This is a genomic window from Actinopolymorpha sp. B11F2, from assembly GCF_040195635.1.
Classification (GTDB): Bacteria; Actinomycetota; Actinomycetes; order Propionibacteriales; family Actinopolymorphaceae; genus Thermasporomyces.
In genome coordinates this window covers 1-15468 of record NZ_JBEFTX010000002.1, presented here as the reverse complement: position 1 = coordinate 15468, position 15468 = coordinate 1, and the positions used below count along the sequence as shown (strand labels likewise).

Sequence of the window (15468 nt, the reverse complement as noted above, 5' to 3'; positions counted from 1 at the left end):
ACCAACATGGAAGCGTCATTGGTATACACCAACGGTCCTTGACGACGGACTAGCGCTCCAGGCGGACCGGGGCGCCGGGACCGCGGCGGCGGAGAAGCCAAGCTTTCGTGATGTGTGCGAACATCGCCTCCGCCGCACAAGCGAGTTATCCGTCGTGCCGCCGTTCGTTTGGAGGTTGCGAAGACCGCAGACAGCTGCACAAGGAGGACGAGCCTCCTCATGAGAGCGCTGCTGCGGGGCCGGGCGTCTGTAGCTCGCTTACCGTGTATCGATGTGGGTCGACCTGGTAGATGACCCGGTGGGGGTGGTTGAGCGCCAGCCCTTCGGCACCGGGGAGGTCTAGGAGGCGGGCGAGGAGCATTCGGCCGATCATTTCGTGGGACACCAGGAGCGGCCTTGTCGTCCCATGGCGGGTGATCGTTGCCAGCGCGGCTGTGGCGCGTTGGTAGGCATCGGCGTAACTCTCCCCGCCTGGAAACCGCCAGTGGTACTTGTCGGCGTCGCGAGCTTCCAGCGCTCCGGGGTAGCGGGTGTGGGTTTCGCCTGTGGTCAACCCAGCGAAGTCGCCGTGATGAACTTCGGCGAGTTCGTCGATGATGGTGATCGGAAGCTCAAGGTGATCGGCGAACACCTGGGCGGTTGTGGTCGCGCGGCCACGGGGACTGCTGAAGATGGCGTCGATGTGGTGGCCGTCGAGGGCGGCCGTGTTGCGATGCGCTTCCCGGAGGCCCTCAGCGGTCAGAGGCGAGTCGAGCTGGCCCTGCCGGCGGCCGGCCAGGTTCCACTCGGTCTGTCCGTGCCTGGCGAGGAAGACCTGCTCGGGCGGTTGGCTGGCTCACCCTCCCGTCCCAGGCGTGCGCCGCTCCCCGCCCGTGTCAACAAATGATCGCTTCCTGACGACACCGGCCGAGAACCGCGAGAGACCGTGCAGCAGAGAGTGCCGCAATCACACACCCAAATCGAGTTGGGATAAACGGAATGCGGGTGGCGAGCGCCCGTTGGGCTCAGAGTTGGTCGCTGTACTTGTCGAGCGTGTCGTCGAGCGCCTCTCGCAGCAGGGATGCTTCCGTGCGGCCCGTCGCCGCAGAAAGCTTGGCGAGCCTGTCGAGGCCTGCACGGCTGTAGTAGTTGCTCTTGAGGACCATCTTCTCCTCGACGTAGATGGCGATCTGGTCCCGCCCTCCGCGCTTGGCACGCATGAGCGCTTGGCTCGCGCTGCGCCAGAGATCTTCAGCCGTCGTGCCGTGTGGCGGGTTGGCGGCGACGCCGACTGAAGCGGAGCTCCGCAATTCGTCGCTGCCGATGTCCAAGGAGGCGAAGTGGGAACGCATCTCGTCGAGGAAGGTGAGGGCGTTCTCTGCCGACAGTCCGGGGAGCAGGACCAGATACTCGTCGCCGCCGACCCGAACGGCCTGCGCATCGGACGGCAGGTTGCGGTCGAGCGTGGCCTCCCACGCGACCAGGACCTCATCGCCTGCCTGCTGCCCATGACGTTCATTGAGAGTTGCGAAGTCGTCAAGGTCGGTCATCGCCACCGCGATGGCAGCGCTTCCGTGGTGGAGCGCCTTCTCGAGCGTGCTGAGGGCGGTGGATCGGTCGATGATCGACTTCCTCTTCGTCGTAGTAGCCATCACATATATATGTCACGCGTACTACGCCGCGTCAAGCCGGATGGTGCCTAATGCTTCCGACCGGCTCGACCCGCCGACCCCCGCGACGCCGACCCGTTCACCCTGCAGGCACGTACCTACTCCTAAAGCGCGCCACCGCCAAGAAACGCGACGATGCGTTCGGACTTTGCCTCAACTGGCTGCCGAGTCCGTCCGGGCAGAGGCCGGAGCCGGCCACGACGAATCGAACAGCTGCGCCAGAACCTGCCGCCACGCTCAGCCGACAACCGCCGTCCGCCGTGCCGGCCGGCACCGGAGCCGTCCACGGCCGCATTCGCACGTATTGGCAACAGGCATGTATTCGGATCGTGCGGTATTCCTCGCTCGATCGCCGAACCGGGCAGGATGGACGAGGCTGCGCCGACAGTTGGTCAACGACGATGTGAAGATCATTCGCGGAGGTTGTGAACGAGCCGCGCGCTCCAAAGATCGCCTTGCCGGGATTCGAGTTCGGCCAGGATGGTGCGGCCTTGGGCGTACTCGGCGAGTGCATCTGAGACGAGCCTGGCGAACGTCCAGGCCTTTACGCGTTCGGGGTCGAGGTCAAGACGGACGCAGAACTGGGCAATCGCCGGTGCCCATTCGGTCGTGGGATCTGCAAGGTCGCCCATGCGGAACAGGAGATACTGCACCGCGTCGTAGGCACGGTCACCAACCATTGGCAATGGGTCGATGGCCAACCACGGTTCCCGCCCGGCGGACAGGATGTTCTCAAGGTGGAAGTCGCCGTGCAGCAAGACTTCGGACGGACCAGCTTGGCAGAGGTGACCGAGTGACTCGACCGCGGTGTCGAGCAACCATTGCTCGAACGGTGCGCCGGCCATCACGTACCGCGCAGGCAGCGCGTGCGCGAGCTGGATAGCGCGATCGGCAAGACGATCGAACTGCGGCCCGTGCGGGCCAGTCCGGTGCAGTCGGCCGAGGATCTCGGCAGCTACCCGATCGGCGTCATCATGGTTGTCGAGGTGGTCCAGGCTCGCGCCGGGCACGCAGCGCTCAATCAGCATGGCGCCGGTAGCGGGATCATGCTCTACCAGCTCGACCGCCCCGTCGCCCGCCCATTCCCGCAATGCATCGGCCTCAGCGGCGCGAGCACCAGCGGGCAGGGTGCCCAACTCAACAGTCGACGGCATCGGCACCTTCAACACCAGCCGACGCGGACCTCGGCTCGCCGTGACCACCAGTGACACGTGACACCCGACATACGGCGAGCCAAGGTCCAACGACCACTCGTCGCCGAGCCGGCGGCACACCTCGGGAAGGTCCGCAAGCCACTCACGGCTGCCCTGGCCCACGTTCGACGCCTTCGTGCGCAACCGCTCTGGGATCGTGATCATGTCGCTCCTGAGCGCACGGTTGCGCAGATGCTGGCCGCACGACTCTTGCAGTCGGGTCACACGAGGGCAACCCAGTCCGATGACGCGGGATGCTGGCAACACGTCGGTGTTCGAAGTGTGGTACTCCGTCGATCAGTTGCCGAGCATTCCCTGATGCCTACGTTCAGCTAGCGAATGCCGGGAAGAGCGGTGGTGCTGGGTCAGCGGCGTCCGACCATCGGTCGATCATGGCTGTTTCTAGCTTTCCGAGCCAGCCGATGAAGCCCGAGTACCCTTCGGCCCGCTCGGCCAGCTGGGTATATGTCCGAATCTGCTGCACGATCTGCCCGCGTCGGCGCCAGCTGTCGTGCCGGGACTGGCCCGAACTGGCGACCAACGGCAGTCGGCTGATCCGTCCGATCAGAGTGATCGCCGCGCCGTCAGCCAGCATCTGGTCGTAGTCGTGGAGCACCAGATCGGCACCGCCGAGAGCGAGAGCGGATCGATACGCCACGTCGGCAGACTCGATGACCGCCTCTGGCAGCAGTCCCCAGGGGTTGCTGTGGTGCGGGAACGGGTAGTGCAGGAAAGCTGCGTCGATCCCAGGGTGCCCGAACCGGCAACCCTCGAAGTCGACCAGGCAGGCGCCGCAATCTGTGATCAAGACGTTGGTCGGATTGAGGTCCATGTGCGCGAGTGCAGCAATTGCGCCTGGATCGTTGACACGCTTGAGCAGCTGCACCACATCGTCTCGTGCTGACCGCGCCGCTGGCAGGCCCAGCTCCGTGCAGGCCCGCTCGATGGCATCCCAGCGTCCCGCATCAAGGTTGTAGGGCAAACCGGAGTCCACGTCGGCACCGAACGCGTCAAGCGTTCGCTGATGATCGCGGCCGAGAGTCGACGCATGCAGTCGGCCCACCGCCGTAGCAAGCTCGACCATGCCTGCTGTCGCCGCTTCCGGATCGTTCGCCAACAGTCGATCCTGCAGGCTCGGCCAATCACCAAGATCGGTCTGGATCACCATGCCCACTGCATCATCGGCGTGAACCAGCCGCGCGGACACACCGCTCGCCGTGGCCGTTCGTAGACCTGCCGTCTCCCGTCGCAGGAACGCCGGACCCCCGTGGCCGTCGCCGTCTACTCGGCAGGTCTTGACCACGACCGACGAACCGACCCCGGGCACATCGCGATCGAGAACCAGGCGGGTGACCGGAGCCCACTCGTGGCCGAGGGGCTGCTCGGAGACCACTCGACAAGTCCGACCCGCGATCGCCGTCAGCACAGCCATAACGTGCTCACGGCGCACAGACGTAAGAGGGTAGACGGGCACCGCATCAGGCTACTTGCCAACGACTGGCTGGAGAATCTGAGTACACACTCACCGCGCCAATCCACTCCGCACTTTAGGTAACTGTCCCATCGGCACGGCCAGGAGCGCGCCGGGGGGTCCAGTCTCCCCAGTGCTCGGACGGCTCCTCTCGAGCTTGATGCCCCTGCGGCTAGGCCCTTCGCGGAGGCGTCTCATCCACAGAGCGACCTCGCCGCTAGATCCCGCGGTTCTCGAGCGGGGTGTTCGCGGGGCCCTGCAGGATCGCACCGTCGATGGCGAACCGAGATCCGTGACACGGACATTCCCATGCCCTCTCCGCGTCGTTGAACGCCACGATGCAGCCGAGGTGCGTGCAGGTGGCGGAGACCGCATGGGTGCGACCTGACTCGTCCCGGTAGACAGCACATCGTTCGCCGCGCACCCTCACCACTGCGCCCGAACCTGGCTCGATGTCGTCGACACTGTCCCGGAACGAGCGGGCTCTGTCGCCCACGAAGTGACGAGCAACTGATGCCTGCTGAGTGAGCAGCGCACCTGCTTCGCTAAGAGGGCGCAGGCGACGCGGATCGTACAGCTCGGCTTCGGGACCCACCTCCGCACCGGTGATCAGTGCGGTGAGCAACCGACCGGCCATGACGCCGCCGCTCATCCCCCAACCGCCGAATCCGGTGGCGACGAAGACATGGCGGGAGCCGGGGTGAAACAGTCCGACGTACGGGATTTTGTCGGTCGTCGTGTTGTCCTGCGTCGCCCACCGATAGGCGGTCGGCCCGACATCGAACCGTTCGCGTAGCCAAGCCTCGAGTCGCTCCATACGGGAGGAGACACCGGGTGCCCCCGGCTTGAACTTCTCCCCCGTGACGATCAGGAGACGCGTGCCGCTCGTATACGGTGCGCTCCGCACCGACCGGGTGTTGTCCTCGGGCGAGATGAAGACGCCACGAGGGTCCTGATCGGCCGAGATCGGGGCGGCCACCGCCAGTTCCCGTTGAGGTTCGAGCCGGGCGAACAGCAAGGCACGGTCGAACACCGGATAGTGGGTCGCCACGACCACATCCTGCACCGTGACAGTGCGCCCGTTCTCCATCTCGAGCCGACATGGTTCTCCCTCGGACAGTCCGACGACGCGCGTCTGCTCGAAGATGTCGACACCACGCCGGGTCATCTCCTCCGCCAGCGCGAGGAGGTACTTGCGCGGGTGGAACTGAGCCTGATCCTCGACCCTGACCGCGGCAGCAATCGGGAACGGCAAGGGGGCCTCGGTAACCAATGTCGCCGAAAATCCTGCCTCGCGGGCGGCCTCTGCCTCGGCATGGATCTCGCCCACCCGGTCGGCCGAGTCGGCCCACGTGAACGCTGGACGACGTTCGAGTTCGCAGTCGATGCCGAGTTCGGCGACGATCCCCGCCACATGCTCGACCGCGTTCTGCTGGGACCTCGCATAGGTGCGGGCCCCGTCGGCACCGACCGACCGCGTGAGTTGCGTGTAGATCAGCGTGTGCAGCGCGGAGAGCTTGGCGGTCGTGTAGCCAGTCACGCCGGCGGCGATCCGGTCCGCTTCCAGTACCACGACCGAGCGGCCCGCCCGAAGCAGCTCCCACGCGGCCGACAATCCCGCGATGCCGCCGCCGATCACGGCGACGTCCGCGGTCTGGTCGCCCGCAAGCCATGGATACCGGGTCGGGCCGGTCGAATCCATCCAGTAGGACTCGCCGCCCATCGCTCGCGAGGAAGACATGGAGGGCCTATACCCACGGGGCGAACCGCATCACACAACCCGCTACCTGCTGATCGCCTCAGTTGGCCTTCTCGAGCTGGCATGCTGAACGTTGCCGTGAGCTGGAGCTGGACCTGGGCCTCGGGACCGGCCACTCATGAACGCTCTGGTCGTTGAGAACCGCATCCCTGAGCCTGGACACTGGTCTGGTCGATCAACCGCGACACGGTAGAGGCCGGTGCCTTGGCGGGATGACACCCACGTTCCTCAGGCGAGTGGTTTGCCGCCGGTGACGCCGAGGATCTCGGCGTTGACGAAACTGGACTCGCCCGACGCCAGGAACACGAACGCCGGTGCAAGCTCCGCCGGTTGGCCGGGTCGGCCCGTCGGTGAGCTGCCGCCGAACTTCGCGGTCTTCTCCGCATCCATCGAGGCCGGGATGATCGGCGTCCACACCGGGCCCGGCGCGACGGCGTTCACCCGGATGCCGCGCTCGATGAGCTCCAGTGCCAAACCCTTGGTGAAGGTCACGATGGCGCCCTTGGTCGTGGCGTACGGCAACAGCGGCGGTGAGGGCTGATAGGCCTGGATCGAGGCGACGTTGATGATCGACGCGCCCGGTTCCAGGTGCGGCAGTGCCTCCTGGCACATCCAGAACATCGCGATGATGTTGGTCTTGAACGTGTGCAGCAACAGGTCGTCCGGAATCGACTCGATGCCGTCGAACGTCATCTGGTACGCCGCGTTGTTCACCACGATGTCCAGCCGGCCGAACTCCTCGACCGCCCGGCTGACCACGCGTCCGCACTGGGCGCGCTCGCTGATGTCGCCCGGAATTCTGACCGCGCGCCGGCCCGCCTCCTCGACCACCCGGGCGGTCTCCGCCGCGTCGGACTCCTCAGCCTCCAGGTAGGACAACGCCACGTCGGCGCCCTCACGGGCGAACGCCAGCGCGACCGCTCGGCCGATGCCGGAGTCACCGCCGGTGATGACCGCCGACCGACCCTCCAGTCGTCCGAAGCCGCGGTAGGTGTCGTACCCGTAGTCCGGCTTCGGCTCCATCTCCGAGTCCAGACCGGGATGCTCCTGTACCTGCTCTGGAAAGCCCGGACGCGGGTAGCGTTCCCGCGGATCCTGCGGCCTTGTCTGATCACCGCTCACGGTGCCGCTCCCTCCTGTACTCCATCCACACTCCATCCGAGAACCAGCTCAGGCCGGCTGGTGGCACATATGTCCCCGCTTGCTGGAAGGACAGGCAGATGCCGGAATGGCTGCGCAAGGGCCACCCATTCCGGGTCGCTCGTCACCACCTCCCAGTCGAAATGCCGCGACAGAAGTCCGCGAGCTTCTGGGCAGGCCGTCTTGGGAGGCATCTCACACCCAGCTTCCGGCGCGCACCATCCCAGGACGTTCGGGTCACGCAGGAGCGCCAAGATCTAGGGCTGTGGGCGGTCGACTTCTTCGCGCCAGGCGCCAGTTTCGGTGCCACGGGCTTCGATGAACGCCTTGAACTTTCGCAGGTCAGCCGACGTCTGTTTGCCTACCACGTCCAGCTTCTCCGCAACCGCTTCGGCAACCCCTTCGGGCTCCATGTCGAGCTGGACCATCACCTTGGTGTGCGTCTCGTCCAGTCGATGGAAAGTTACGATGCCGGCCTGGCGAACCTCGCCCTCCTCGGTCGTCCACGCTATCCGCTCATCAGGACGTTGCTCGGTGACGCGAGTGTCGAACTCTCGCCGTACTCCACCGATATTCGTAACCCAGTGATTGTGTGTGTCGTCCACTTGGACAACCCGCTCGACTCCAGACATGAACCGCGGGAAGTCCTCGAATTGAGTCCATTGGTTATAGACCGCCCGCACCGGAACGTCTACGACGATCGACTCTTCTGTCGTCATCCTCAACCACACCACCCTCCACTGGGTAAACAGTCGTCTATATTCACGGCCCGCCCGGCAGTGACGAGCTACATGGGGGAGCTTTTCTTCCTGCCGCGGGCTTGTCTCCAGCCTCACACCAGAGCGATTCCAGGGCAGGGGATGACGTCCTGTCACGAAGCGACATCCGTCACGGGCACCGCAATCCAGGCGCACTGCGACAGCCCGCGCATGGTCACTCGCTCCCGCATTGCCGGGTCTCATTCGACCGGTCCTTCGCCGCATGATCTTCCGCCAGGGCTCGGAGTCCTTCCTACACCGGCGCGCCGGTGAAGGAAGTCGAAGACCTGAAGGACACCGGCCGGGGTGGTCGGTTGTATCTTCGTAAAGGAAGTCCGGTCTTCTGGAGTGGGCTCCGGCTGGGCTCGTGCACGGCCGGCAACCGGACCCCATCAGAGGTAGGGCTTGGAGCTGTCCGCGCGGGATCCCTCTGACGTGTGTCGTGGACCGCTCCATCGAACGGTCTAGCCTCGGGATTTCACGTCGTCGGGTGAGCGGCGTGAAATCCCGAGGCTAGACGAGGACGGCGGTGAGGTGTGCCCGGCTCCTATGCGGCTGGCCGTGCGGCTGGCATTGTCACCGGCTTCGGACTTGGTGGATTCGTCGACGGGATCGTCGCTCACCAGATCCTGGGCTGGCACCACATGCTGTCGGGGTGGGTCACCATCGAGACCGAGCAAGGCATGCGAACGAACATGATCGGGGACGGCATCTTCCACCTCTTGTGCCTGACTGTCGTCGTGATCGGGCTCTTCCTGGTCCGAAGCAACGGACAAGCATCGAACGGCACGCAGTTCATCGGTGCGCTACTCGCAGGGTGGGGTTTGTTCAACCTGCTCGAAGGAATCGTCGACCATCAGATCCTCGGGGTGCACCACGTCCGCCCAGGACCGAACGAACTCTTGTTCGACCTCGGATTTCTCACGGTAGGTGCAATCCTGCTCATCGCCGGTCTGGCGCTGTCCAGGCCGACACCCACGCGGCCGGCTGTTGCGGGAGCCAGCGGGAGGTGATCGCCACCAAGCCGCCGCTGCCGTGGTCATGCAGTCCTCGCAGGTCAGGGTCCGAGCTGCAGATTGCGCTTGAGTCCTGGAGGCTCATGCAAGGTCGAGGCGGGCATGGAGTCATTGTGCTCTCGGCTGCTCGAGCAAGTCGGCCAAAGGAGATGAGAAGGTCTCCACCGACGACAGGCCGACCAGCTCCGGGGGCGCCCGCGTGGCGGGCGATGTTGGAGAAGGTGGGGCCACTGCCAACGCGGCAGGCACCGGTCAGGTACGCCCGCCTCGGGTACCTGGACGAGCCCGAGGCGGGCGCAGCGTGCCTATGCGCTGTGTCCACTCTTCGTTAAGTCTCACCCTGACGTCGAAGTCGTCATGGTGCCGATAGAACTCACCGAGCCCACGCGCCGGCTCGTACAAGGAGTGCACCTGTTCTCGGATGGCCTCTAGCACCGCGTCAGGATCATCCTCCTGAGCATTGACCCACTCCCGCAATGACGCCAGCCTCATCCACCAGTTTCGGGCCGCAACGTCACCGTTGCCTGCCTCGACCTTCAGGACCTCGATGACCCAACCAAGGTTCTCCATCACCTGGCGGTACCTAGCAGCCGTTGCCTCCATGAGCCCCTACTACAGCACCGCCAGGTCGGTACACGTGATCCCATCCGCGACGGGCTTGTTTCGACACTTCAAGCTGATCGTCAGCTAGAAGACGGGGACCATATAGAGACCAACGGCACGCGCGGTCACGCTCTGAGGACGCACGTACTCCCGTTCATTGTCAGAGCTATTGACATCCGCCGTGGCCGGGTGAGCCCTCAACGTCCTGCCTCTTGCCCGGGTTGTCGCCGGACTGCACGTTGCCTGGCGACCGCCCCTCTTCGCCGCGACGCGCGCGTGGCCGGCGTCTTCAGCGCCTTAGATCTCGGCGGCTGCGGTCCGCGTGCGCGGGAGCCACGAGCAGGTTCGCGGCGCAGAGATGGCTGGCCGATCTGATTTACAACGTGAGAGATCGTCAATATCGTGATTCAGTCCGTTCGCCCTCAGTGGGCGTACCCATGCCAAGGGTCACAGGAGAAGCATTGAAACCGACCTCCGCATCGCGTTCCTTCGAGCCATTCCGTCCCGCCAGGTCCGTCAGCCGGCGAGCGCTGCTGGGCGCCACCGGCGGCGCCGCGGCCATCGCAGCCCTGGGCGACACGATCCCGGCCCGCGCCCAGGGCACCGGCGGGTATCAGAATCCCGTTGAACCGACGAACCACCCCGATCCGGCGGTGCTGTACGCCGACGGAGCATTCTGGCTGTACTCGACCGCAGGTCAGATGGGCGCGATGCCGGTGCTGACGTCTCCCGATCTGGTCAACTGGACCGAGGTCGGCAACGGGATGCCGGTGATCGCGCCGTGGTCTGTGCCAGGTCGACATTGGGCGCCCGAGGTCATCCAGGTCGGACAGAGCTACCTGTCCTACTACACCGCTCGCCGCGCCGACATGAACCAGCAGGCAATCTCGGTTTCCCTGGCCGAATCTCCGGCCGGGCCGTTCGTGGACGAGCGCACAACGCCCTTGATCGGTCAGGTCGACGAGGGCGGGAGCATCGATGCGTCACCCTTCCGAGACGCTGACGGCTCGCTGTGGTTGCTGTGGAAGAACGACGGGAACTCTCGTGGCCTGCCGTCCTACATCTACCTCCAGCGGCTCACCGACGACGGATTGGAGTTGGTCGGCGAGCCGAAGCGCATCATCGGCATGGACCAGCCTTACGAGATCTACACGATCGAGGGCGCGTCCGTGATCATCCACAAGGGCGTCTATTACTGCTTCTATTCGACCGGCGAGTACTGGAGGAACACCTACGGCGTCTGCTGGGCAACGGCGCCCGGGATCACCGGGCCGTGGACCAAACAGGGCAACGGTCCGATCCTTGCCGGCAACGACGTCGCCGCCGGCCCTGGCCACGGCATGCCGATCAAGGTCGGGCCGCACTGGTGGTACGTCTACCACGCCTGGCAGCCTGACGCCGTCGGGTCGCCTCCCGGCCGCCTGGTCTGGCTGTCCCGGCTGAAGTTCACCGACGAAGGGCCAGTGATCGACGGACCGAACGAGGAGAACCCGTTCGAGCCGATCCTCTTCTGAGCCCTCGCCTTACACACAGGCTGCCCGACCCGCCGAACACTGGTCAGAAGTCGGCTGGCACCGACCTGGCGAGTTGTCGTGACCGTGGTTGACCGTTGCAGACAGTGATCGTCCATGGCTTGGGGCACGGAGTCTGTCCGACTGCGTTTCGTTTCATCACGGCCGTGCGGTGGCACGGCGTCCGGGTCTTGGGGACCACCCACCTGCGCTCATCACTTGCAGGTCATCCATGGGCTTCGTCTGTCGGCGGCGGTGTTCCCCAGGGGTTCCATTGTGGAGCGGCCGGCGGCTGCCATTCGGGACCACGCAGCTTGAGCCAGGTCTGTGTGACGAGGTGATAGGCATCCTCAACCTCGCGGACTCCGATCCGGGAGATTGTCCGGGGGGCGGGCAGAGGCCGCCTCTTGCCTGATACGTGCAGGGTGATGAACCGTTCGCCGAGTTCACGCTCCAACGTGATGGCGCTGATCTGGCTCCATGCCACATTTCGTTCGATGAACCAGCAAATGGAGATCCCTTCGCTGGTCACGATGGTTCGTTGCCAGTACCTGACGAGGACAGCGGTCGCGGACATGATCGCGAAGGCGACCCACCGATCCCGGCCGATGGTGTCGCCAAGGAGCGCGTCAATGACTGTGGTGGCGACAAGTGGGATGGAGAAGATCAGCGCCCATCAGCCCGTCGATGAACGTGCCAAGCAGCTGCCGCAGCAGATCCGGCGACGCGGACGCCAGCTGCTCGTGCAGAAACCGGTCAGGTGTACTACTCGGGTTCGCGGTCATCGCGTTGATCTTCTTTGATATGAGCGGGAACTCAGATCGAAGGATCACGCGATGACCGCACTACACATCTACGACACGCCCATCACCGAGTGCTGCCGTCCCTGCCCACCACCTTGACCAGGCCACATGGCGGAGCGTGACTGCCCGCAGTTGCCCGTTCATGACCCTCATTGACCGCCCGTTGTTGCACGTGGGATGGCACGCGCCGACCCACGCGCTATGAGTCCGTTCTCGGGCGCAGCGACTTCCTGCCGTCCCGGTCTCGGACGATGAGTCGAGCCCTTGGGGGCGCGTACGGTATGGATCGCGAGATCGACGGATGGCGCTGGCAACTACACCGCGCAGGGAGAATGGATGAACTCTCACGACCGGGCAGGTGCGATGGATGACCTTGTTCGTATGGTGGCGACCGAGTACGACGTCGGTATCCCAACCGGCTGTCGGCTGATGGAGTCAGGGCTCAACGACACCTACGCGGTCGAGGTCGATGGATCCTGCTACGCGCTCAGGCTGCACGGACAGAACAAGCCATGGATTGCCGGCGAAGGTGACCTTCGATTTGAACTCAGCCTGCTGGACCACCTCCACGCTGAAGGCGTGCCGGTGTCGGTCTCGGTACGACGTCGCGACGGCGACTCCCTGGGCTTGATCGAGACGGCGACCGGGAACCGCTACTGCGTACTCTTCACCTGGGCTCCGGGTCGCGCCGGTGCCGACACCGAGGAGCACGCTCGCCGGGTAGGCCAGACGCTTGCCGCGATCCATGTCGCGAGCGATGGGTTTCGGACCATGTACAACCGGTATGCGCTCGACGAACGACATCTTCTGGATCGCCCTTTGAAGAGATTGGAAGCCTCAGCCAGGGAGTCCGATTCGGGCGCCGTCGAGTTCATCCGGGGTCACGTTTCGGAAATCAGGCGCCGGCTGCAGGCGTTCAAGCCTGGGCCGGGCGGTTGGGGTGTCATCCACGCCGATCCGCAGGTTCTCAACATTCACTTCACCGACGGCGGACAGGTCACTTGGTTCGACTTCGACCTGTGCGGATACGGCTGGCGCGCCTATGACCTCGCCTACTACTACACCCGGATTCCCGAACGTTTTAGAGCGGCCGTTCTCTACGGCTACCAGGCGGTCCGCCCGCTCTCAGACGCCGAGCTCAACATGCTTCCCACGCTTGGACGGGCAGCGTGGGTCTGGGAATGCATTCCCCCCGCTGACCTCGTGGAGAAGCTGAAGAATCCGTATGACGTCGAGTGAGGCGTCGGCAGTGGTGGCTCCCTGCACTGGCCCTCACATGCTGGCGGGCCCCATGTGTACGGCGTGCGCATCGACGGCTCGATCTCGGCGTACCTGGTCTGATCACGTGTATGGCATGACGACGGTCAGCTCGACCCCTCACGTGAGGGAGGCTCCCAGGTCGGGCGCCTGTAGCTCGCCCACGCGTGTTCATGTGGGGTCGACCCGGTGGTGGTGGTTGACTGCATCACGCCGCCCCTGCCGGCCGCAGGGAACAATGGCTGCTGACAGTAGATGTCAGGGTGACCCTCGTAGCCTCGTCTGCCTATAGCCGACGTCATCGCATTGGGAGGCTTCGATGAATGTACGTGGATTCTTGGCTGGAGTCGTGCTCGACTCGACGGATCCTCAGCGACTCGCACGCTTCTATGCCGACGTACTCGGCTATGTCGTGGTGGAGGATTCGCCGGGATGGGTCGAGCTCAATGATCCGAGCGGTGGCTGGCCGCGTCTTTCCTGTCAGGGGATCAACCAGCATGTCCAGCACGGCGCCGGTACGTCGAAGGGCAACAGGTTCCATCTCGACCTTGGTATGGCTCCACCTGGGCCCGGCGTCCTGCCCACGGCGGATCAGGTTAAGGCGGAGGTCTCACGGCTGGAGCGGCTTGGCGCTCGCCGGGTCGAGAGAATCACCCAGCCCGAAGAGGCGTCGTCCATCCATTGGGTTTGGGCGGACCCGGAAGGAAATGTATTTTGCGGTCCTGGAGTGTAGGGGTAAGTCTTCCGTCGGCGTCGTCCTCGCCGTCGGCGGCAGGTTCGGAATCGTCGAGGGAGATGCCGGCGCACTCATGGCGACGACGTACGCCTCCTCTGCTGCAGCAGCTGTTGTAGCCGCCATCCGTTGCCGACTACACCGCTGAATTGATCTGGCACGCTCATGACGTGCCGTCTGAACGAGTTAGGTTGTTCGCGGTCGTGGTGCGGATGGCAAGTGCTGGTATTGCGCGCTTCGCGATGAGGACAGTCACCAAGGCCGTCGTATCGGTCGCTCAGGCCGACCTGAGCGTTGAGTGTCCCTGCGTCGGGGTCGGTTGTCGTGACCGTCACTGATTGCTGTCACCATGCTCGGCTCCCGGCTTGGGACACGAGGGTGGCACGACGGGCCACGCGCTACACGGCGGAACCCATGCTCACCTGTCCTCACGGGCCCAGTCGATGACCCGCTTTGCAGCCGCGTGCGGAGGCATCGTGGAGGTGTCGAGGACCAATGCGTCTGGCGGAGCGGGAAACAGACCCTTGGTGCGTAGCGTTTGAAGCAGGCTGTCGGGGTCGATCATCTTCTGCCGCTCGGCCCTTGCCGGTAGCGCGACACGCCTGACAAGCTCTTCCTCCGGGCAGGTCAGCCATACCGGAAAGAAGTGAGCCTGTCGTTCCTCGGCGATCGAACGGAGCTGTGTGAGCTATGAAGGGAGCCATCGTGAGTGAGACCGACAGCCCGAGGCCCGACGCAATCTTATTCGACCTCGGCGGCGTGCTGATGAATTTCGGCGGGGCTTCAACGGCTAGCCGAACTGTCCGGCGAAGAGGATGGCCCGGCGCTGCGCTCGAAATGGGTTACGTCGAAGTGGGTACAGGCCTTCGAACGTGGGCAGTGCGATGCCGACGCCTTTGGTGAAGGTGTTGTGAGGGATTGGGGACTCGATCTCACGCCCGCCGAGTTTGTGGATGACTTTGCTCGATGGTCCGCCGGACCGTTTGCGGGATCGGTCGAGTTGGTTCGCAGCCTTCACGGGACCATCCGGATGGGATGCCTGAGCAACACTAACCCGGCGCACTGGCAACAGCATCTCGACCGTTGGGGGATCGTCGATTACTTCGACTGGACCTTTGTATCGCACGAGCTAGGGATGATGAAACCTGATCCGGAGATGTACCACCACGTAATTCGCACGATCGGCATGACTGCCGACCGGCTTCTCTTCTTTGACGACTGCAACGACCATGTCCTGGCGGCTAGAAAGTTGGGGATACGTGCAGAGCAGACCCGAGGCGTGAGCGAGGTGCAGGACGCACTGGTCTCGCTTCTACCTGCGGATTCGACCGCCGGTCGCGCACTCCGATCTCTACCGTCGCGGCCACCGGGCGACTGAGTTCGATGCGAGCTCGACATCGCGTTTGGCTGGTGCCGTCGTGTCGCGTCTTGTTTGCGCCCGTACTCTAAGCCCGGATCCACCGATCGGCTTGGTAGTCGGGGCTTGAGGAGTGGTGGGTGTCTTGGCGGGTGTGAGGGCGTGGTGATTCCCCGGACCTCGCTGTCCGGGGTGTTCCAACTGGGTCTCCGGTCGGG

Annotated in this window: 12 protein-coding genes and 1 pseudogene; 6 read left to right on the top strand and 7 right to left on the bottom strand. The window is 64.6% G+C overall.

The window, feature by feature from the left end:
* Positions 1–217: 217 nt before the first annotated feature.
* The 7 genes and pseudogenes from ABN034_RS03980 to ABN034_RS03950 all read right to left on the bottom strand — a co-directional run.
* Positions 218–802: pseudogene (locus ABN034_RS03980) on the bottom strand (histidine phosphatase family protein); the annotation flags it as partial.
* A gap of 202 nt (positions 803–1004) precedes the next feature.
* Entirely contained in the window at positions 1005–1631 is a 627-nt protein-coding gene (locus ABN034_RS03975) for a GGDEF domain-containing protein (RefSeq protein WP_349689604.1), read from the bottom strand.
* Positions 1632–2059: 428 nt separating this feature from the next.
* Positions 2060–3007, bottom strand: a complete 948-nt coding sequence (locus tag ABN034_RS03970) for an aminoglycoside phosphotransferase family protein (RefSeq protein WP_349689603.1) — start codon at positions 3005–3007, stop codon at positions 2060–2062.
* A 163-nt stretch (positions 3008–3170) separates the two neighbouring features.
* Positions 3171–4235, bottom strand: coding sequence for a phosphotransferase (locus tag ABN034_RS03965; RefSeq protein WP_349689602.1), 1065 nt, complete (start codon positions 4233–4235; stop codon positions 3171–3173).
* A gap of 295 nt (positions 4236–4530) precedes the next feature.
* Positions 4531–6054 carry an FAD-dependent oxidoreductase gene (locus ABN034_RS03960; protein ID WP_349689601.1) on the bottom strand — a complete coding sequence of 508 codons (1524 nt, stop codon included), beginning with the start codon at positions 6052–6054 and terminating at the stop codon, positions 4531–4533.
* A gap of 246 nt (positions 6055–6300) precedes the next feature.
* Positions 6301–7194 carry an SDR family oxidoreductase gene (locus ABN034_RS03955; protein WP_349689600.1) on the bottom strand — a complete coding sequence of 298 codons (894 nt, stop codon included), beginning with the start codon at positions 7192–7194 and terminating at the stop codon, positions 6301–6303.
* A gap of 275 nt (positions 7195–7469) precedes the next feature.
* Complete coding sequence (locus ABN034_RS03950; RefSeq protein ID WP_349689599.1) at positions 7470–7931, bottom strand: SRPBCC family protein; 462 nt, start codon at positions 7929–7931, stop codon at positions 7470–7472.
* 575 nt (positions 7932–8506) lie between these two features.
* Between ABN034_RS03950 and ABN034_RS03945 the strand changes: the two genes are divergently transcribed.
* From ABN034_RS03945 to ABN034_RS03915, 6 genes are all read left to right on the top strand, one after another.
* Positions 8507–8983, top strand: coding sequence for a DUF2243 domain-containing protein (locus ABN034_RS03945; RefSeq protein WP_349689598.1), 477 nt, complete (start codon positions 8507–8509; stop codon positions 8981–8983).
* A gap of 1067 nt (positions 8984–10050) precedes the next feature.
* On the top strand, positions 10051–11103 hold the full coding sequence (locus ABN034_RS03940) for a glycoside hydrolase family 43 protein (protein ID WP_349689597.1): 1053 nt from the start codon (positions 10051–10053) through the stop codon (positions 11101–11103).
* A 458-nt stretch (positions 11104–11561) separates the two neighbouring features.
* Positions 11562–11903, top strand: a complete 342-nt coding sequence (locus ABN034_RS03930; RefSeq protein ID WP_349690064.1) for a hypothetical protein — start codon at positions 11562–11564, stop codon at positions 11901–11903.
* Between the two features lie 336 nt (positions 11904–12239).
* Entirely contained in the window at positions 12240–13142 is a 903-nt protein-coding gene (locus tag ABN034_RS03925; protein ID WP_349689595.1) for a phosphotransferase, read from the top strand.
* Between the two features lie 337 nt (positions 13143–13479).
* Positions 13480–13893: a VOC family protein gene (locus ABN034_RS03920; protein WP_349689594.1), complete on the top strand. Its 414-nt coding sequence runs from the start codon at positions 13480–13482 to the stop codon at positions 13891–13893.
* A 910-nt stretch (positions 13894–14803) separates the two neighbouring features.
* Positions 14804–15271, top strand: a complete 468-nt coding sequence (locus ABN034_RS03915; protein ID WP_349689593.1) for an HAD family hydrolase — start codon at positions 14804–14806, stop codon at positions 15269–15271.
* The last annotated feature ends 197 nt before the right edge of the window (positions 15272–15468 follow it).